A 20,502-nucleotide genomic window follows, 5' to 3' on the forward strand; every position below is an offset into this window, starting at 1 on the left:
ACATTCGACGGGCTAGCCAGCCCGCCGACCAGTCTGAGCAGTATCCAACAGGAGGAATCACCATGGCAGAATCCACTGCAGGCGTAGCGCTGATCACCGGAGCGGGACGAGGGATCGGCCGAGCCATTGCCGAGCGATTGGCCGATGACGGGCAGGATATTATCGTCGCTGACATCCCGGGAGCCCAGGAGAACATCGATGCAGTGGTGGCCGCCGTTGAACAGCGCGGGCGCCGCGCGGTCGGGGTGACGGGAGATGTTTCGAACCCTGAGGATGTGCAGCGCATGATCGCTGAAGGCACCGGCGCCCTGGGGGACCTGACGGTATTCGTGGCCAACGCTGGCATCGCGCAGGTGGACGAGATCTTGGATGTGAAACCCGAAGCGCTGGATCGCATGCTTGACGTGAACATCAAGGGAGTTTTCTACTCCTACCAGTTAGCGGCCAAACGCTTCATTGAGCAGGGTACCGGCGGGAAAATCATCGGTGCGGCATCCATTGTCGCCTTCCGCCCATTCCCCATTCTTGCCTCCTATTCGGCGACCAAATGGGCGGTGCGTGGTCTGACCCAAGCAGCCGCCATGGAGTTCGCCAAGCACGACATCACGGTCAATTCCTATGCCCCGGGAGTGGTGGGAACGGCAATGTGGGACCTGATCGACGAGCGGCTCACCGCCCGTGACGGAACCCCGCGCGGCAGCGCTCTGCAGGCGCAGGTAGACAATATCTTGGCCGGACGCGTCTCCGAGCCAGCAGACGTAGCCAAGCTGGTGTCGTATCTGGCTGGACCGGATTCGGATCATATGACCGGCCAGACGGTCCTGATTGACGGCGGGATCAACTTCTCCTGACGCGCAAACAGGAAGGGGATCCGCCGTGGAGTACCTTTGCTCCACAGTGGATTCCTTGGCCTGATTCGGCTGGCGGGTGCATACGGGATCAAGGCCAGTCACGCAGCTCCCTGCCAGAGCATTTACAAAGCCGACTATCACCTGACGGGCAATGAAGCCCATTAGCTTGGCCACGCCGAGCAAGGCGATGATCAGAACGCTGGCGCCACTGGCCGTGGTGACGATCTCGGTCTTGAGCAGTCGCGGGGAATTGAGCGTACGCAGCACCGGTTGCCGCTCGGTCGGACTCAGGGCGGAAAGTTACGCCCTCGTGTAGGTGCTCGTGAGGTGAGCTCCCTTCGTATCAAGTCATTAAGCTGCGGCACGCACAGTGCGTGGAAATCTAGGGGGAAGCTATTGTGCCCCGGCCCTTTCTGAAACGCTGGCCGGAGGATTATCCCGGAGCCGAGGGGCAGGAGGTTGGGTGATATAGCCCTGGACCTATTGTTGAGCAGGCGCTTTAGGCGATGGAGGAGGGTGAAATTCTCCATGTGGGCTCATTGGCCAGCGGGGAGGTGACTGCTGACCGACTTGCTCCCCGAAAACTGTCCACCTGTGGTCAGATCTAGGGTAACAGCACCAATGGCCGCAGAGGTGGCCTTGTACCAGCGGTAATGAATGAGACCACCTTTGGTGTCCCGCGTATAGACGGACCCCGCTCCCAGACGCTTGGCCAGTATCGAGTCCAAACTGCATGGACTTTAGATATCTTCAACGGCTATCTGTTGGTGGAGTGGTGTTCCCAGTGTGCGTATTCTCATCAATTCCTCTGGAAGCAGTCAGTTGGATTACAGCTTGAACATTCCTGGTGATCTGCGACCAATAACCTGAGCTCTCCAATCAGGGCAACTTGTCTTATGGAGCTTGCTAGAAAGTTTTCCCTGAGTAGCCGAGTTTGCGTGAAATCTGTGCGGCGGTAGACCCCATAACCGCTTTGAGGGCCTTCATGCGTTCCTCCGGCATATAGGGATTTGTTGCAGACATGCTGATCGCGGCGATGATTTTTCCGCTGCCATCGCGAATGGGCGCTGCCACGCACCTGATGCCCGGTTCGTTATCTTCCAAATCCAGTGCGATTCCTTCGCGGGCGTATGTCGCCATGCGACGTAGGAAGGCGTCTTTAGTCTGATGCGATGATTGCTGAATAGGGGATTCTGAATCGAAGGTTGTCTCCCATCGATCGGCACTGTCCAGAAGCAAGGCTTTTCCGATTCCGGTTCGGCTCAAGGGCATGCGTTGCCCCACTCGAGAACGCATTTGCGCGCCCCGTGTTCCAGGCACTTTATCCACATAGAGCACTTGCGATTCATCTTCAACCGCCAAGTGCACGGTGTCTTGATACTTGCGGGCAAGCTCCTCGAGGATTGGTTTTGCGATCACTGGAACAGGGCTCTGGTACAGAGCATTAAACCCTAGTTCTATCAGCGCCGGACCCAAGCTGAAGGCGGTGCCATGCGTGCTGCGCAGAAATCCGCGTTGGACAAGAAGTGTCACCATTCTGTGGGCAGCGCTTTTACCAATAGTGGCTGCGGCCGCGACCTCATTGAGGTTTGTTGCGCCTTGCCCGACTGCCCGCAAAATATCCAACCCACGAGCGAGCGTGAGTGTGCCCGGGGGAGGCCCCTCAACAGTGTTTCCATTGCTCTGTCCGGCATCGTGCGCCATCAGAAGTTCCTATCGTGTCAGCGGCCATCAAAAATCTTCATCCCACTATCTACAACACTCTTTGAAGTATTGGGACGACTACGACAATATTCACATGTGAATGGGACCACATTCAAATTAGCTCGTGCGACGCACGAGATGAAAACAGGAGTTATGACAAACATCGCCGAAGCCCAGCTGATTGCCCTTGACTGGGGAACCACTTCCGCACGTGCTTACCTCATGGGCCGCGGCGGAAGCATCGTGGCAAATCGAAGTGCGTCCCTTGGAATCATGCAGGTCGCGGCACAAGCCAAAGAAAACTCTCTCACCCTGGACGCGGCCTTCGAGCAAGCGCTCGCCGAACTATGTGGGGAATGGATGGAAACCTACCCGCTGATTCCAGTTATTGCCTGTGGAATGATAGGCAGCCAGCAAGGCTGGGTCGAAGCCACGTACCGCGCGGTGCCCGCCAATCTGGCGGCCCCAGAATTCGAACTAGCTTCGGTCGAAATCTCTCCTGGCCGGCGCATGCACGTCATTCCCGGTGTACTGGATCTCAAGACACTGCCCGATGTGATGCGGGGGGAAGAAACGCAGATTTTAGGTGCAGTTGAACTAGGTGGCACCGATTCGCGATCGGAAATGGAGCAGTTGTTCCTGCTGCCCGGTACTCATTCAAAGTGGGTTAAGGTCCAAGGCCGAACGATCACCGAATTCTCCACCTCGATGACAGGGGAGACCTTCGCGCTGCTTAGTTCGCAGTCGATTCTGTCCAAAATGATCGAGTCGTCAGAGTCAGTTAGCTGGATTGCCTTTGAACGCGGGGTTCAAGTGTCCCAATCAGCAAACGGTGCCGCTGATCTCATGCTGACAGCATTTTCAGCACGCACTTTGGTGCTCACCGGGCGGCTGCAGCGAACAGAGGTCAGCGACTACCTCTCGGGCTTGATGATCGGTGCCGAAATCCGCTCGGTCATCGGTGCATGGGACGGTTCAGTGCTTCCTCCGCTGACTATTTGCGGGAATAAAGAACTCAGCGCACGATACAGGCGAGCACTGAAGAATTTCGGCATCACCGAAGTTCGCGAACTGCAAGGCACGGCGCCCCGAGGTGTCTGGGCAGTGGCTTGCGCACTAGGGCTACTCCAAGCTTCGCCGGTCTAAGTATTTCCCTCCGCCAATGACTTTTATAGAAAGGCTCACGCCGTGAATGAAACCCCATCCCCGTTGCATCCTTCCGGACTTGTCGCCATATTGCGTGGCCTGGATCCTGCCCAAGCGCAAGCAGTTGGCGAGAGCCTTTACGCCAGCGGTTTCCGAGCTTTGGAAGTGCCACTGAATTCGCCAGAACCGCTGAAGAGCATTGAAATTCTGCGTCGCGTACTTCCTGCGGATGCCGTTGTCGGCGCCGGAACCGTTCTCACCGTAAGCCAAGTCCGCGCCTGCCATGGAGCAGGTTCGCAGATCATCGTTTCCCCAAATACGAACCTCAAGGTCATCGAGGAAACCGTCGCTCTTGGCATGGATTCATTCCCTGGTGCAGCGACTCCCAGCAACGCCTTTGACGCGATCGAAGCGGGAGCTCAGAACGTCAAGATTTTTCCAGCCGAACAGGTTGGCTTGGTCGGTTTCAAAGCCTGGACCGCAGTGATACCCAAAGAAATTCGTCTTCTGCCGGTCGGTGGAATTACCGAAGAAAACATGCAGGTATGGGCTGAAGCCGGGGCGACCGGATTTGGCATTGGCTCCTCGCTCTACAAGGCGGGACGAAGCCTAGAAGATTTGAAAACCCGGGCAGACAAGCTTGTCCACGCCTACCGAACGATCCATGAGATGAGGAAGTCTGCATGAAAATTACAAAACTGACCACCTATATGGTGCCGCCTCGATGGCTGTTCCTAAAGATTGAAACCGACGAAGGGATCGTCGGCTGGGGCGAGCCAGTCCTCGAAGGGCGTGCCGCGACGGTAGCCGCGGCCGTGGAAGAACTTTCCGACTACCTCATCGGCCAGGATCCTCGGAACATTGAAGATCTGTGGACCGTCATGTACCGCGGTGGCTTCTACCGTGGTGGAGGCATCATGATGAGCGCCCTGGCCGGCATCGACCAGGCACTTTGGGACATCAAGGGTAAGGCTTTGGGCGTGCCAGCGTATGAGCTACTTGGGGGCAAGGTCCGCGACAAGATCCGTGTGTACTCATGGATTGGTGGCGATCGCCCATCCGATACTGCCGCCGCCGCGAAGGCTGCTGTGGATCGTGGATTCACTGCGGTGAAAATGAACGGAACCGAAGAGCTGCAGTACATCGATTCTTGGGATAAGGTTCAGAGCTGTTTGGAGAACGTTCAGGCCGTTCGGGATGCCGTGGGTGAGAACGTGGGCATCGGTGTCGATTTCCATGGTCGTGTGCACAAGCCAATGGCGAAGGTACTGTTGCGTGAGCTTGAGCAGTTCAAGCTGATGTTCATTGAAGAACCAGTGCTCAGCGAGAATATCGGGTCAATGCTCGAACCGCTACGCAACTCCAGCACCCCGATTGCTCTGGGCGAGCGTCTCTTCTCCCGGTGGGATTTCAAAGACGTGTTGGCCAGCGGAGCTGTGGACATCATTCAGCCAGACCCTTCGCACTGTGGCGGCATCACGGAGGCGCGAAAGATTGCGTCCATGGCTGAAGCCTATGACGTCGCCGTTGCTCTTCACTGCCCACTGGGCCCCATTGCGTTGGCCGCCAACCTGCAGATCGATGCCGGTGCCTACAACGCATTTATCCAGGAACAGTCCCTGGGAATTCACTACAACGAATCCAACGACCTCCTTGACTACGTCAACGACCCGTCGGTCTTTGCCTACGAAGATGGCATGGTCGCCATCCCTGAAGGCCCGGGTCTGGGTATTGACGTCAACGAAGAATACGTCATTGAACGCGCAGTGGAAGGACACCGCTGGCGCAATCCAATTTGGCGGCACAAAGATGGGTCCTTCGCAGAATGGTAAACCATATGTCACACTCGACAGCGTTGTCAGCGCCCACCACTACGGGGACTGGCAAAGCCACAAAAATGCGCTATGTCGTAGCGTTCATGTTGTTCCTTACCGTTGTTATCAACTACATGGATCGTTCCAACCTTTCGGTGGCGGCCCCGCTCATTGCCGACGAATTTGGCTTAGATACCGCACAACAGGGCCTATTGCTCTCCGCGTTTGGCTGGACCTACGCTGCTATGCAGTTGCCCGGCGGTTGGCTGGTCGACAAAGTTCAGCCACGACTGCTGTACCCAATTTGCCTGGTGCTGTGGTCCGTAGCGACCATCTTCATGGGAATGGCTGGCAGCTTTGTTGCACTGATTGTCCTGCGCATGGCGGTGGGTGGCTTTGAAGCACCGGCTTATCCAATCAACAACAAGGTGGTTACCGCATGGTTCCCTGAACGTGAACGCGCAACCGCTATCGGTTTCTACACCTCGGGCCAGTTCATTGGACTTGCACTGCTGACCCCAGTTCTACTGTGGTTGCAGCACGCATTGACCTGGCACTGGGTCTTCGTAGTTACCGGTGGAGTTGGCGTGGTGTGGGGCCTCGTTTGGTACGTCGTCTACCGCAACCCGGTCGATTCGAAGCGAGCCAATGCTGCCGAAGTGGACTATATCCGTGAAGGTGGCGGACTTGTTGACCTCGGCAGCACCAAGACCAAAGAAGTCAAGCCAAAGCTGAGCAAGGCAGACTTCGCTTTGGTATTGGGTCGTCGCAAACTGTGGGGCATCTATATCGGTCAGTTCTGTCTGACCTCAACCCTTTGGTTCTTCCTCACTTGGTTCCCGACATACCTAGTGACATACCGTCAGATGGACTACATCAAGACTGGATTCTTAGCCTCCCTTCCTTTTATCGCTGCGCTGGTAGGCGTCCTGATCAGTGGCGTGCTTTCGGATCTGATGCTCAAACGTGGTGCAAGCCTGGGCACGTCGCGTAAGCTGCCAATCATCGTGGGCTTGTTGCTCTCCATGAGCATGATTGGTGCGATTTTTACCGATAGCACAGTAATGGTCATCATGTTCATGTCCATTGCCTTCTTCGGAAATGGCTTGGCCTCGATTACATGGTCATTGGTATCCGCCATGGCTCCGTCGCATCTAATCGGGTTGACCGGAGGCATGTTCAACTTCATTGGTAACTTGTCTTCGATTGCGACGCCTATCGTGATTGGTTTGCTGGTGTCCGCCACTGACTTCGGTCCGGCTTTCATTTATATGACCGTCATTGCTGCTATCGGCATCCTCGCCTATGTCTTTCTGGTAGGTAAGGTACAGCGTGTGGAGAGCTGAAGAGCTCACTTACTGAAAGGTCAGACCCAAGAATCTGAATAGCCGAAAGGGCCGGATCACGCGGCAATGCGTGAACCGGTCCTTTTGCAGCTCAATAACTTGCTGTTGACAATGGAATGAACTAGACGCCTGCGATGCTGTTTTTCGCGAAAAACTGGTTGACGGTAGTAATGGATGAATTATCCGAGACGAGAAGGGCTGTCGCCCGGGCAAGAACGTCACGGTTCGGTGAAGCGTTCCAGGGGCACGTGTCCTAGACATCAGACGGCACGCTCTGGGTTCTCGGCCACGTGCCTCGAGAACAGGGGGTGCCCCTATGTAAAAAGTCAAGCAATTCTCAGCTCTGGAACGCCATAGAGTGACCCGTCCCGGAGCATGGCGAACAGGACTGTGAGGCGGCGGTGGGCTAGTGCGATGAGCGCTTGGTTGTGGCGCTTTCTCCGGGCTCGTGTCCGGTCGTAGTGGGATCGGCTGATCGGGCCGAAGCGGATGGATGCGAACGCTGAGAGGAACAATGCTCATTTCAAGTCGTTTGCTGCCTGAATGGCTGACGCGTTCGGACTTGATCGAGGTGTCCGACTGGCGCGTTGTCGGCGCTAGCCCGCGGATTCCTGTGCTGGTCTGCGTGATTTGGCGAGACAGGTCCGGGTCGAAGCCGGTGAGTATCGCTCAGAGACCTCGATGATGCGCAGAAGGCCGATTTTCTCCAGCACCGGAATCCATCAGGATGGCACGCTACAGGCAGGTGGGCATACTATCGTGGAAGGGGCGGCAGTAGACCTGGCCGTACCGGCCATCCTGCGATCACGCGCCAGCTGCCGATGGCACATTTCGCCGCTCTTCCGAATGACCTACGTGAAAGTACCTCAGATCTGGGCTTGCCAAAGGTGGTGCGTCCTGCCTCTGTAGCGGCTTCCGTACAGCCGCTGTACCTTGGAACAGATCTCTTTGCCTATACCTCTTTTTTATTTCTTTGTCTAACAACTCTCAACCCGTAGTATGGGATTATAGTTGTAACAGGTGGTGGGTTATGAGTCTTGATGTAGTCTCCCTTCTTCGCGAATTGGATTTCCGTATCGATGGAGGAACTGAGGAGCGGTCGTGGTTGCTGCGCTCGCCGGAGAACGCAATCTTTTCAGTGGCGATGGTGCCTTCGGCGGAACGAGTCTCTGCGCGCACCATTCGTAACTTTATTGCTCATCAAGGTTCTCCGGTACGTCCCCTGTTTGCGGGCCGCACAGCCACCGATGGTGTTCTTGAACAAGCTCGGGCCGGGCAGGTTGATGTGCTCACGGAGCATCCGCTGCAGCTGATCCTCAAAGGCACAGTTTTCACTCCTGAGGCTTTCGAACAGGCCACTCCTGTTCAGCGGAAGAGCTCGCGCAGAATGGCGTGGGGGCGTTGGGCCATCGAACGGTGCCTTTTGTTGGCTGATACGCCAATGCATCAGTCGGAGATCGCAGGGTATGCGGGTGTGAGCCAGCAGATGGTATCGCGCGTTTGCAAGAATCTCGGCCCTCTGGTCACTAGCACCATTGACGGTGTGGAAGCTCAGAAGCCGGTAAAACTACTAGAACGGTGGGCGGCAGCTTACCCTGGGGCGGGTGGGCAGCAATTTGGCTGGTACAGCTTGGACCCCATTGTTAAGCAAACTCTGAACGCTGTTGAAGAAGCACGCTTGCTCGACGTGCATCCGTTGGTGAGTGGGGACGTGGCAGCTGACCGGCTGATGCCGTGGAAACTCCCTACCCGCGGTCGGATCTACGTCGACAGCCCGATCGACTTATCAGGCCGTGGCTTTGTCGCTGCCCCGTTAGAAGAAGCCACACTCATCACCTGCATCCCCGATGATCCAACTACTTGGCGTCTGACCGAGATAGGAGCTTTTCCCATATATGAGGACCTGGATCTTGCCGATGCGGCTCTGGTCTACTGGGATGTCCTGAACAGCAACGACGTTGACAGCCGCGAGGCTGCGGAACAGCTCGCTGCTCTGATCACCACGGCTCTTTCGCTATGACCAAGCCGCACAAGATCTACGCCCTCGCTACGAGTGCCGCTGACGCCCTGGGGTACCGGGGGCAAAAGGCTGTTGCTGAGGCGGCCGAAGGCAACGACTACCGGATCGTGGGTGGGCACATGGTGCGTCTGCTGCTGCATGTTTATCCCGCCGCAAACGCGGTCCCTCGATCAACGACAGATGCCGATACTGCCATCGGCAGTCTGGAAATCGCAGCCCCTATGATCAGGAACTTCCTCGCCCAAAACTTCACTAAACAAGGAGGGAACCTGTTCTACCAGGAACTCGCTCCAGAACAACGAGTAGAGATCAACCTTCTCGCTCCACGCACCGGCAATGCGCCTGGTATTCGTCCACAAACCGTTCCAGGCGTTGGCCAAATTGATACCCTGATCGAACTGGCCTATGTCTTCAACCACCCACCGCTGATCATTGACGTCGAAGCCGACCTGGGCGACGGAGAAACCCTGAACTACCAGACCCGCATTCCCAACCTTGAAGAAGCTCTTGTCCTCAAAGCCTTTGCCTGGAGCGAACGCCGAAAAGACAAGGATCTTGCTGACTTGAACACGCTGCTTGAGATTCGTGAAGCCCACCCAGAAGTACCTTGGCGTCTCAACGAGTCGAACCTCATTGGATTCCGCAAAGACACCGTGCGGATTCTGCAACCGTTGACCGGTGCGCTCTCAAAAAAACGCACGCGCTTCCCGGTGCCCGAGGCTCTGGACAAGCTTCGCTTCGCTGCCCTGATAACCAAACATTGCACCCCTCGCTAAGAACCCACTATGACCAATCAATTTGTAGAGTTCGCTGGTTGTGCGGGAAAACTGAACAGAACCTCGAGTTTGAAGGTCAGAGCCCGTTGATTCTGCGTTGCCGTTTGGCCTCAGCAGAGTTGAAATAATCCTTGCTGTTGTAGCGGCGGTTGAAGTCTTTGAGATCAGGCATGCTAAAGAATCCTGGTGGAAGATTAGCCAAGGATCCCAAGCGCCGACAAATTTTCTCAACCAGTCTTCAACATCCTTCATCCGCTGTTTGAGCGGAACTCGCATCGCTATGTCCCCGCCTTTCGCTGAGAACGCGCTGGAAATATAGACCAGTGACTGCGCATTCATCCATCCTGCAATATCAGGTAGAAGTTCCACCTTCTGCCGAAATTTCAGTTTGCGATACTGGAGCGGAGAAGTCGTTTCACACTTCATCAGGCAAGCAGAACCGGCAAAGATCTCATCGTCTGGGTGCCTGCAACTGAGTTGCGAGCTGAAGCTACGAGGTCGCTGAGGACCAAGACGGTGGCTTATGAGGCGCTAGGGCTGGTTGCTGGTTGCTGGTTCGAATTCGAGGGCTCCCATGGCTCGACTGCCAGTGTAGGCAAGACGCTCAAGAACGGACACACTTTTTGGGTCGGCTCCTCGGCGTGCCATTTCAGCATTGATGATCGCATCGCTGAACCAACCAAGAATTACCTCAAAGTGCATCGGGAAGTGTAAATCGTTTTGAGCTGACCAATCCAACTGTGAAGGGCTTGGTCATGAAGGGATCGACGGTGTTGAATGTGCGGAGTTCACGTCCGACGCTGCCTGCCAATGGTATTCATGAAGTTGCTCATTCATGGGTGGGGGATTCGTTTGGCCTTTGATGAGAAGGAACCAGAAAGTAGCAACCACGCCACTCCGATCTGACTCTTTACAGCGTATCTAGTGCGGGCTGCGAGCGATCACCGTCCCTGACGATGATCTTGAAACCCTTCTTGACGATGACCCTGTGCCTACGACGGGCCATATGCGCGAAGACGGGAACCTCCACATCAACGAAGTCGTGGATGCGGATCACTCGCTGCGCGTCATCGGTACGCTGAATGCGTCCAATCAGCTGCTCGATCTTGCCCTTAAAACTCGCCGGGGAGACCATGAACAAGGTGTCCAGGGTCGGCAAATTGAATCCTTCTCCAGCAATCTTGTCCGAAGCCACCACCACGTAGGAACCCCCTGCCTTCTCCACCTCTGCCAGTTGCGCGCTGATTGCTTGACGCTCCTTCTTGCTGAGTTTGCCGTGAAGTTCGATCACCGGGGTGGTGGTGCCCGAATTTTTGATGAGTTCAACAAGGTTGTGGATCTGTCCGGTTCGATTGGAAAGTACTAGGCAGTGTCGCTTCTCATTTAGCTCCGAGAGCACGAGATCAGCCACCTGTTGGTTGCGCCCCTGGTCGTGGGCGATCTCGTTATATAGCTCCTGCAATCCGGAGCCGTCGGTTTCCTGGGCTTCCGGCTCGAAGGGTGTTTCATGGACATGCAGTTCACGCGTGGCAGCCAGTGGGGTCCCGGCGTCATGGCGGATGGGCCCGCATTGCATAGTGATTAGGCTATTGAGCTCGTCTGCCCGGTAGGGTGTTGCCGTGAGTCCAACCCAGAATCCTGCCTTGATCTTCTCGACGGCAGCCAGGGTAGAAGGTGCGGCGACCGAATGGCATTCGTCGATGATGATCTGGCCATAGCCAGTGAGCGTTTGGGGATCGGCGTTGCGGCCTCGTAGCGACTGCATCATGACAAGGTCCACCTTCCCGCTAAGCTTTCGTTGGCCATCACCAAGCTGTCCGATCAATTGTGGATCCAGGCCCAGGAAATTCTGCAGGCTCTCGCGCCACTGGCCCAGCAACTGTGTGTTGTTTACCAAGATTGCGGTGGGTACTTGGCGCTGTGCAATCAATGCGCAGGCGATGACGGTCTTTCCGGACCCGGTGGGCGCGACGATAACTCCTTCGCGGTGAGGCAGGATGGAGTCGAGCATCTCTTGTTGTTCCGCGCGTAGCTCACCCTGGAATGGCTGCTCCAGCTTGGTTCGAGGCTTGCGCGGATAGTTGACCTTCACCGTGAAACCGGCGGTGCGCAAAATCTTGATGGCTTCGTCGGTGACGCCTCGTGGCAAGAGCAATTCTTCCTCGGTGTGACTGAAACATTGGATCAGACGTGGAAACCCGTACGTGCTCATGCGTTGCGCTTGCCTACGGTAGAACTCGGGGTTAGCCTGACACGCCAGATGCTTGAGCTCGGTAATCACGGCGCTGGGCAACACCGGCAGCGGGATGTGCAGTTGGGCTTCGCGCAGCACTCGAATCGGCTGGTTTTTGACCAGACCTCGCAAACTAGCACGGGGACGACGCGGTGCTGGTTCGCTGGCCGAAAGCTTGGGACCGACGCTCACGTTGCCCAATTCTTTTAAGTAATCCACCACCGCATTGGCGCTCGCCGGCACTACCTGATCCAACGCCGAGAAATAGTCTGGCAATGGTTCAAAGGTTTCCGGGTCAACAAACACCGTTCGCCCTTGTGCACGGGCTGTTCCTTCCAACGGCAACGCGATGAGGTTGCCCAGCCTGTTGGCGCCCGGAGACTTGACCGGCAACGTGTCCTGCGAAGGGAAGAGACGGTCATAACTTTCCAAGGGCAGACCGGTACGGTATTCCATGGCGCTTCGAATAATTCCGGCGCCCATGGCCCTGGCTTGAATTGCGGGGATGCGCTCGGTGAAGAAGATCCATATATGTGCCCCTTGACCCGATCGCGAAATCTCCACGAGGTTATCAAATCCAGCACCACGTGCTGCCGCCGCATAGGCGGTGGCATCCGCCTTCCATTCACCCTTATCAAAGTCGCACACCAGTAGGTAACAATGGTCATCATCCATCAATGGATACAGGCCAACGTGATAAGGATGAGTTCCTTCGGGAGTGGGCTTCAGATGCTGATAAATCACATCATCGCTCAGCGGCAACAAATCGGACTTGGCGACGTCCTTGGGGCTAACCCAGCTCTTTGTCTTCGGTCCCCAACCTTTCTTGCCAGTCTTGGCACTGAACCAGCTTGTCGCAAATGCATCGGTCCGACCGCGGAACCGAGAACGGAAGAGTTGTAGTTTGTCCGCTGCTGATGACAAGTGAGTAATCGTAGAGGTGACTGTGGTAGCAGCTGGGATAGCTGGCAGCTGCATGGGTGCGGGCGCTGGTGCCGGCGCAACAATCGAGGATTCGAGTGCCGACAGGTCTGCACGCACCAGATGAAGCTGGTGCTCCAAGGCAGCGACGCGTTGTTTGAGCCGCGCGACCTGATTGCTAATGTCATCCTGAGCTGGCACAGACGATCTCCTGGTGGAACGAACCTTTCTACATGAGCATAACCAGTGTCGTACCTACTAATCGGCAAGAAGTACACTGCGCTGTACTGTATTGGTTGCGCGGTTGTCGCTGAGGGGAAGAATTTTGGCCGTACTTGATAGCACGCGGTCAACGTGAACTTCCCTGTTTCTTGAGGTCTAAAGGCGATGAAATACCCCCGTTAGCTGACGGCCGGTTCTGCCCTAGCGAGGCTCGATCACGGCCGTTTCGACGGTGTCCAACCTCGGGTGCAGATGGTCTTCGTGTTCAACCACTCCCGTGACCCAGCTGATCACCAGCCCGTCCTCGGTGTCCTCGAGGATGGCCAGATTGTTATCGAACCACGGCCCCTTGATGCCGTCCCAGCGAAAGGGCGGGTCCGGCACGTGAGCCCTGCGCGCCATCCAAGCCCCGAACGGGACGGCAGGCCCCAAGGCCAAGGCTGCGGCAAAGTAGCGTATAAACCGGGGCAGTGGGTTGCGGATGGGCGAACACACAGCTTGCAGGATCCTGCTCCCGTTCTCGCGTTCGACCTCGGAGACGTAGGAGAAGTGCACGTCTCCGGAGAGGAACGTGACGGACGCCGGGGCGGGGCCGCGCTGCCCATCGGCGACCTCGGTGGCCCACCGTGCCACGTCCTGGAAGCTTTTTTGGAACGCCGCCCAATGCTCAAGGTCCACGGCCCGGCGCAGTCGTTCGCCGAGCCACGCCCGGGCCGGGCCGCGTTCCCCGGAGGAGTAGACCTCGTTCCACGCTTCCACGTGATGCAGGCCCATGGGCAGCAGGAAGGGCAGTGAGGTAGCGATCAGCAGGTGGCGGAATCCGCCTTGCATGTGCTCATCGAGCCACGCATTTTCCGGTGGATCGAGCAGGGCACGCGCTTCGGGGTCGAGGCTGCGGGCGGCACGGGAGTCCACCACGATCAGCCGCACCGTATCCCAGTCGCGGCAGTAGCTGAAGCTGTATTCTTCCGGTGCGGCATCGACGCGCTCGGCGAACCGGTCCAAGTCGGCAGTGATATCCAATTCTTCGGGACCGGTGTGGGAAGCGATGAGTTGCCACAGTGGATCTGCAGCCCGTTTCTCGGGGGAGAGATTGCCGAGGTGCTGGTAGATCCAATACGAGCCGAGGCCCGCAACAATGCGTTCGTGCCACCAGCTGGTCTGCTCCATGTCCTGCTTCCAACTGCGCGAGGAGTTCCAATCGTCGCGGATGTCGTGGTCGTCGAAAATCATGGCGCTGGGCAGGGTGGAAAGAAGCCAGCGGTTGGCCGGGTCCGACCAGGCCAACCGGTACAGATGGGCGTATTCCTCAAAGTCCTTCAGCTCCGCCCCGGGTTCCTCGCTGATATCGCGCCGGCTGGCGATGAACTCGCGCATCTGCTCACTGGTGGAGTCCGCATACACCTGGTCCCCGAGGAAGAGCATCAGATCCGGCCACGGTCCGTGCTCCGGGCCCGCCATGGACAGGGCATAGGCGCGCATCGCGTCCACCCCGTGCTTGCGGTTGCCCGGCGCGTCGTGCGGAACGCTGGTGCGGCAGGACCCGAAGGCCAGCCGGGGATTCTTGGCGGGGTCGATGGTGGCGATCATCGATTCGGGGAAGCCATCCTCGCGCGGCCAGACCGGTTTCCCATCCAGATGCACACTGTAGGGATTGACGCTTCCAATCTCCAGCCCGCTCACCTGAACCAACGCATAGTGGTGGCCGTGGGCAGCAAAAGTCGGCGCACTCCAGCTGGATCCACCGCAACGGACCTCGACGGTGCCAGGCCGCGCGGTTTCCACCCAGATGCTGGCGCAGCTGGCATCCACGTAGCGCAGCATCGGGCCAAGCACTAGGTCCTGATCGCTTTGCTGGCTCATCGGTTTCCCTTCCTGGAGGTGCAGGTCAACCAAGAATGGCACAACAACATCGTGGGGGATAGGCCCGGCTGCCGGGCAGAGGATCAGTTCCTGCATAGGATGGGCAGATGAGCCCATCCCCGTATCTGCAAACCCGCCGCCGCCTCGTGGCCGCTTCGCCTTCAGAGATCTTCGAACTGCTCACCGATCCGGCCATGCACCCGGTCATCGACGGCTCCGGAACGGTGCGGGCCTCGACCGCGAAGGAAGGCAAGCTCAGCCTAGGCAGTGAGTTCGGCATGCAGATGCGCCTGGGTGTCCCATACCGGATCAGCAATACCGTGGTGGAATTCGAGCATGACCGGCAGATCGCCTGGCGGCACTTCAGTGGGCATCGGTGGCGCTACCAGCTGGAAGCTGCAGGGTCAGGAACCATGGTCAGCGAAACCTGGGACGCGAGCCGGGTGCGGCACCAATGGCTGCTGCGCCTGATGGGCTTCACCCGGAGCACCGGTCCCAATATGGAACGCACCCTGGAACGGCTGGCAGCGCAGTTCCCCGAGACCGCCGAGTAAGGGCGCTTTGCGCTGAGCAGCTCGTCGATGACGAGGCAAAACACCGTGCAGCGCCACGCCTCACCGTGCTCATCGGCGGTCCGCTGGGAAACGCTGGCATCCGTAGCGGATCAACCCGTGATTCTCCACGGTCGTGGCTGCACTGCTGGCCGTCGACTCCAAGAAACGTCTGCCGGCTCCACAGCTGGGGGCGGCACAAACACCTACGCCTGGGCCTGCTATTCGGACTCGACCGCGCTCCTCAGCGCCCGCGGATTCGCCGAGAACGCATTCGCACCCTTCGCCATGGACGCCGAATTCGACCGGGCTCTGGCATTATTCGACCTGAACTTCTTGTTGTTGGTGGGCCTGTGGATCATGGTGGTCGTGGTGACGGCCCGGACCGCCGGGCGCCAGCCTGGGATGCGGCGATAGTGGCCCTAGCCCCCGGGGATCATCCTGGCGGCGACGATCAACATGGGAATGATGAAGAGCAACTAGCCGTCTTCTTCCGAGACAAGAGACTTTTGTCGTTTTCAGAAGGCAACAGCACTGCGATGCGTCGTCCTTTTGGCGGAAGGAGCATTTGGATAGCCGCGTGGCGCACAAGTGCAATTTCAAGAATTTGCGTCCTCAGTGACCCGGCATAGAAGGAAACATATAGTCTTTTGGAGCGAGCGAATTGTCGCTGCTAAGGCGAATTCACATTAGCAGCGATAATTTCAAAGCGTTCAATCAGCTACGCAGCAGAACCATTGGTCCGTTGAAATCTACGTGGCTCCGCAATGGAGCATGCCAATGGCCGGTCTCCCTGGCCGACCGATGACGCAAAGATAGAACGAACGCTCTTATCAGGCGTTGCAGCGTTTTCTGAAATCAAACAAGCCGCGAGATCTTGCTGGGGTACAGAAACTCCTGCGTCGTTACCGCGAACATTACAATCAGCGTCGTCCTCATCAATCCTCGAACCAGGCCACACCGCAAACTGCAGGTAGCTTCTGGAGCATACGCCGGCTACTGAGCCGATACCGTTAGTAGCGTTGGCGGCCAAAGCTGTCGAATACCTCATGGAACGCAGGCTGGGACGTATTGGGGTGAATCGGGCCGACATTGTTGTTTCGGAGACAGGAAACATCCTGGGAGACTTGAGCTTCATGAAGAGTACGGCGCTGTAATTGAAAGTAATCATTTGTTGATGGAAGTCACCACCAGCAACTGTTAGACCTACTACAAAGGGAGACAGTTTTTTACCGTCAACTTTTGCATAGTTTCGATTCGTACGGACGATCACCGAATAAGAATTAATATTGTCTGACCCCGACACCGCTGAAATCGTCCTACGGTTCCCGCTTCCATGAATCGATAATCCATGGATCTGGTGGAGCGGAATGTGTTTCCGTCTGGACAGACCGATAGGATCACAACTATCGGAAGTCGCGATTTGAGATCTACGTCAGAGGAGAATTAGCTTGAAGAAGCAAATCAATGTTGTTGGTGCCGTTATCATCAGGAACGATGAAATCCTCTGCGCTCAAAGAGGCCTAAATGGAAGTCTCGGCGGCATGTGGGAATTTCCTGGTGGCAAAATTGAGCCAGAAGAAACTCCTCGCGAAGCACTCGAACGTGAGATTCGAGAGGAACTCCTCTGCACGGTCAAAGTAGACGATGAAGTCACGAGTACCACCTATGAATATGACTTCGGAATTGTTACTCTGACAACCTTCTATTGCGAGTTAGTCGAAGGAGAACCGCAGCTAACGGAGCATGAAGATGCAAAGTGGCTCAAACGCGATGAACTCATGTCTCTGGAGTGGGCGCCAGCGGACATTCCCGCGGTGGAAATCATCCAGGCGGCGTAGTGAAGACAAACGCTGATCTCGTTCTTGGTAGTGCTCTCTCTAGAGACGTCACTTTTGGATTCTTAGACGGGAAACAGCAATCTCGCCGCCATCACCACCCTCGTGTCGTATTGAACGCTGACGGAAATACGGTTCTGCGCATCCTTCGCGAAGAGCTTGCCCGGTGTGATGAATTCATTTTCTCCGTCGCTTTTGTAACCCCGAATGCGATTGCTTTACTTAAACAGGAGCTCGTGGAATTTTCGGGTCGAGGAACGATTGTCACCTCCGACTATTTGGGCTTTAACTCGCCATCGGCTTTTAACGAGTTACTTAACCTTGAAACTCTAGGGATCAACGTTCGAATTCACAACGCGGGAGCCTTTCACCCGAAGGGTTATATTTTCATAACCGAGAATATGGTTACGGCCATGATCGGCAGTTCAAATTTGACCGGTAACGCGATCGTCAAAAATCACGAATGGAACCTGAAAGTTTCAGCATCCGAGGGCAGCGATCTAGCTGACCAGCTATCGTTGTTGACCCAGAACCAGATCGAAGAATCCATGGTGCTGAGCCAACGGTGGATAGATGCGTATGCGGAACAGTACACGCCTCCTCCGATACGTCGGAAAGTAGTAGTTACCCCTCAACCTGACGTTGATGAGCAGCTTCTGCCGATAGCGACTGAACAAGATCTTGATGTGACCGGCCAATCGCCGGATGGCGCTGTGTCGACCGAGTTGTTCCTGCCGATCCTCCCGAACCAGATGCAAACGGAGGCGCTCAAGGCGCTGGAACAGGTTCGGTCGAGCGGCGAGTCGAAGGCCATAGTCATTTCGGCTACCGGTACGGGAAAGACGATCCTCTCGGCATTGGAAGTACGGGCAGCTCATCCTGGCCGGTTCTTATTTGTCGTTCACCGCGAGCAGATTCTCGATAAAACCATCCAAGAGTACCGCCGCGTCATCGGCGGCCACTACAACGATTTTGGCAAACTTGCCGGTGCCTCCAAACAAAGCGACCGCAAGTTTGTTTTCGCAATGGTGCAGACATTGTCCCAAGATAGTGTGCTGCACGAGATTCAGCCAGACGCTTTTGACTACATCATCGTTGACGAGGCACATCGCGTTGGCTCTCCAACATACAAGAAGGTACTTGGATACCTCGAACCTACTTTCCTGCTTGGCCTGACAGCCACACCAGAACGTAGCGATGGATTCAATGTTTTTGAGTTTTTCGACTACAACGTGCCTTATGAGATTCGCTTGAATCACGCGTTGGAAGAGAACATGCTGAGCCCATTTCATTACTACGGGATAGCCGACGTAACGCTTGATGACCAGACGACCCTAGACAGCACAGATGATCTGGGACATCTTGTGACGGCGGACCGTGTTCACCATATTATTGACGCGCTGGCTAAATATGGGCAGGCGGGTGTTGCCCCAAAGGGGCTTATTTTCTGTTCTCGTAAAGTTGAAGCTGCTGCCCTATCTGCAGCGCTGAATCAGCAGCAACTGCGTGGGAAAACTTTGCGGACGGTTAGTCTCAGCGGTGACGATTCGGTGGATCAGCGAGAACGAGTAGTTGGGCAACTGGAACGCGGAGAACTCGACTACATCCTCACCGTCGACATCTTCAATGAGGGGGTGGATATCCCCACAGTGAATCAGGTCGTCATGCTTCGCCAAACGCAATCGGCCATAGTGTTCGTGCAGCAGCTTGGACGCGGTTTGCGTAAAGCACCGATGAAGGACTACTTGGTGGTGATCGACTTCATTGGCAACTACGCGAACAACTACATGATCCCGATAGCGCTGTTCGGCGATGAATCGCTGAACAAAGAGTCGCTGAAAGAGAAGCTTATTTCCACCGAACAGGCTGGCGTACTTGCCGGTTTATCAAGTGTTCGATTCGATAAGGTCTCGCAGCAGCGTGTGCTTGATTCCATCCGTACAACTGCTCTGGACAGCATTCAAAAGCTCCGCGGTGCGATGCAGTCGATGCAGAACCGAGTTGGACGCGCACCGAAGCTCTTTGATTTCTATCGATTTGAATCGGTCGATCCGGTATTACTGGCAACGAAGAAGGAAAACTATCCAGCGTTGGTTAAGAGCCTTTTGCGGATTGATCATGAGCTTAGCCATGATGAGCTCAAGGCGTTGTCACTACTATCGCATGAAGTCCTGACGTCGAAGAGAATTCATGAGTTCGTGCTTGTCCGTGAGTTGCTTTCACACGGTTCGGTAACCTTGCCCCAATTCCAAGCAGCGCTCCTCAACGAAGGAATCGACGCGACCCATCGCGAATTGATGAGCACCGTAGAAACTCTGAATCTTGCTAATCACGGACAAGTTGATCAAAGTCGATATGGAATTCGTTTGGCACACATCGATGGAGAATCTATATCGGCTGATTCTGGTTTTCTCAGTTCATATCGTTCACACAGTGCATTCACCAACGAAGTGGACGACATCATGCAAACGGGCATGGCCTTAGTGCGAGACCGGTATGTTGCTGGAGATCCGTTTATCGTTGGAGGACAGTATTCCCGAAAGGAAGTGACACGTCTTCTGGGACTGCCACGAAAATGGACGTCAACGCTTTACGGGTACAAAGTCGATCCAGAATCGAAGACCTGCCCGATTTTTGTGACGCTGCACAAATCGGACGATATCTCGGCTAGCACCGCGTACCAGGATGAACTGGTTGATCCTTCCCATCTGCGATGGTTCACGCGATCAAGGCGAACGCTACAGAGCGATGAAGTCCGGCGAATAGTGAATAACGAGGTTGATCTGTACGTCTTCGTTAAGAAAGACGATGCGGAAGGCACCGAATTCTTTTACTTAGGCCAGGCCGATTCGCGCAATGCCGAACAGACTCACATGTCTGGAAAGAACCAAGAGCAGCTTGACGTCGTCACGATGAACCTGCATTTCGAGAAAGCGATCGACAACGCTTTGTACGACTATTTGAGCCCGAATCAGAACCTGACTTAACTTCGCTGACACCAAATGGGCGTAAAGAATCAGCGGCGATTTCGGGCCGGATAGTCGCAACGAACTGTTACCGACGATCTTTGCCATCAATACGAACCGTCGAATGTATTCTTCCACTAGCTTTCTATCGGCCAATTTTTTGAGACCGTCCTAATCAAACTTCGACATACAGATACATGAAAAATACATCGTCCGGTCAGGAGTAAGGTATTCATCTAGCTTGGTTTGTA

At 55.8% G+C, this 20,502-nt stretch carries 14 protein-coding genes and 2 pseudogenes; 12 read left to right on the forward strand and 4 right to left on the reverse strand.

The window, feature by feature from the left end; genetic code table 11:
• Window positions 1-62 precede the first annotated feature (62 nt).
• Window positions 63-851, forward strand: a complete 789-nt coding sequence (locus CQ019_RS08525; RefSeq protein ID WP_105552606.1) for an SDR family NAD(P)-dependent oxidoreductase — start codon at window positions 63-65, stop codon at window positions 849-851.
• A gap of 906 nt (window positions 852-1,757) precedes the next feature.
• On the opposite strand, the gene CQ019_RS08530 is transcribed toward CQ019_RS08525, so the two are convergent.
• Window positions 1,758-2,555, reverse strand: coding sequence for an IclR family transcriptional regulator (locus CQ019_RS08530; RefSeq protein WP_105569438.1), 798 nt, complete (start codon window positions 2,553-2,555; stop codon window positions 1,758-1,760).
• Here CQ019_RS08530 and CQ019_RS08535 point away from each other — a divergent pair.
• From CQ019_RS08535 to CQ019_RS08550, 4 genes are all read left to right on the forward strand, one after another.
• On the forward strand, window positions 2,547-3,701 hold the full coding sequence (locus CQ019_RS08535; protein ID WP_146113345.1) for a 2-dehydro-3-deoxygalactonokinase: 1,155 nt from the start codon (window positions 2,547-2,549) through the stop codon (window positions 3,699-3,701). The two genes, CQ019_RS08530 and CQ019_RS08535, sit on opposite strands and share 9 nt — an antisense overlap.
• 42 nt (window positions 3,702-3,743) lie before the next feature.
• On the forward strand, window positions 3,744-4,388 hold the full coding sequence (locus tag CQ019_RS08540) for a 2-dehydro-3-deoxy-6-phosphogalactonate aldolase (protein ID WP_105569440.1): 645 nt from the start codon (window positions 3,744-3,746) through the stop codon (window positions 4,386-4,388).
• Window positions 4,385-5,533, forward strand: a complete 1,149-nt coding sequence (gene dgoD / locus CQ019_RS08545) for a galactonate dehydratase (RefSeq protein WP_105569441.1) — start codon at window positions 4,385-4,387, stop codon at window positions 5,531-5,533. Before CQ019_RS08540 ends, dgoD begins: the two co-directional genes overlap by 4 nt.
• Window positions 5,534-5,598: 65 nt before the next feature.
• The gene (locus CQ019_RS08550; protein WP_181148342.1) at window positions 5,599-6,861 is read left to right on the forward strand and encodes an MFS transporter; all 1,263 of its coding nucleotides are present in this window, start codon (window positions 5,599-5,601) and stop codon (window positions 6,859-6,861) included.
• A 326-nt stretch (window positions 6,862-7,187) separates the two neighbouring features.
• Here CQ019_RS08550 and CQ019_RS08555 read toward each other — a convergent pair.
• Window positions 7,188-7,464, reverse strand: a pseudogene (locus CQ019_RS08555) (transposase); the annotation flags it as partial.
• Window positions 7,465-7,891: 427 nt separating this feature from the next.
• Here CQ019_RS08555 and CQ019_RS08560 point away from each other — a divergent pair.
• Together CQ019_RS08560 and CQ019_RS08565 are read left to right on the forward strand one after the other, a co-directional pair.
• Window positions 7,892-8,881 (forward strand): type IV toxin-antitoxin system AbiEi family antitoxin, encoded by a 990-nt coding sequence (locus tag CQ019_RS08560; RefSeq protein WP_105569443.1) that lies wholly within the window; start codon window positions 7,892-7,894, stop codon window positions 8,879-8,881.
• On the forward strand, window positions 8,878-9,657 hold the full coding sequence (locus tag CQ019_RS08565; RefSeq protein ID WP_105569444.1) for a nucleotidyl transferase AbiEii/AbiGii toxin family protein: 780 nt from the start codon (window positions 8,878-8,880) through the stop codon (window positions 9,655-9,657). Before CQ019_RS08560 ends, CQ019_RS08565 begins: the two co-directional genes overlap by 4 nt.
• A gap of 910 nt (window positions 9,658-10,567) precedes the next feature.
• On the opposite strand, the gene CQ019_RS08575 is transcribed toward CQ019_RS08565, so the two are convergent.
• The gene (locus CQ019_RS08575; RefSeq protein ID WP_105569446.1) at window positions 10,568-13,012 is read right to left on the reverse strand and encodes a DEAD/DEAH box helicase; all 2,445 of its coding nucleotides are present in this window, start codon (window positions 13,010-13,012) and stop codon (window positions 10,568-10,570) included.
• A gap of 222 nt (window positions 13,013-13,234) precedes the next feature.
• The gene (locus CQ019_RS08580) at window positions 13,235-14,896 is read right to left on the reverse strand and encodes an alkaline phosphatase D family protein (RefSeq protein ID WP_105569660.1); all 1,662 of its coding nucleotides are present in this window, start codon (window positions 14,894-14,896) and stop codon (window positions 13,235-13,237) included.
• A gap of 107 nt (window positions 14,897-15,003) precedes the next feature.
• Between CQ019_RS08580 and CQ019_RS08585 the strand changes: the two genes are divergently transcribed.
• From CQ019_RS08585 to CQ019_RS08605, 5 genes and pseudogenes are all read left to right on the forward strand, one after another.
• The gene (locus CQ019_RS08585; RefSeq protein ID WP_105569447.1) at window positions 15,004-15,450 is read left to right on the forward strand and encodes an SRPBCC family protein; all 447 of its coding nucleotides are present in this window, start codon (window positions 15,004-15,006) and stop codon (window positions 15,448-15,450) included.
• A gap of 27 nt (window positions 15,451-15,477) precedes the next feature.
• Window positions 15,478-15,864: a hypothetical protein gene (locus tag CQ019_RS08590; protein ID WP_146113346.1), complete on the forward strand. Its 387-nt coding sequence runs from the start codon at window positions 15,478-15,480 to the stop codon at window positions 15,862-15,864.
• Between the two features lie 271 nt (window positions 15,865-16,135).
• Window positions 16,136-16,724: pseudogene (locus tag CQ019_RS18725) on the forward strand (integrase core domain-containing protein); the annotation flags it as partial.
• A 174-nt stretch (window positions 16,725-16,898) separates the two neighbouring features.
• Window positions 16,899-17,288, forward strand: coding sequence for a (deoxy)nucleoside triphosphate pyrophosphohydrolase (locus tag CQ019_RS08600; protein WP_105569450.1), 390 nt, complete (start codon window positions 16,899-16,901; stop codon window positions 17,286-17,288).
• Entirely contained in the window at window positions 17,288-20,272 is a 2,985-nt protein-coding gene (locus tag CQ019_RS08605) for a DUF3427 domain-containing protein (protein ID WP_105569451.1), read from the forward strand. The genes CQ019_RS08600 and CQ019_RS08605 overlap by 1 nt, the downstream gene beginning before the upstream one ends.
• Window positions 20,273-20,502 lie beyond the last annotated feature (230 nt).

Origin of the sequence: Arthrobacter sp. MYb229 (assembly GCF_002975405.1) — a bacterium.
Classification (GTDB): Bacteria; Actinomycetota; Actinomycetes; order Actinomycetales; family Micrococcaceae; genus Glutamicibacter.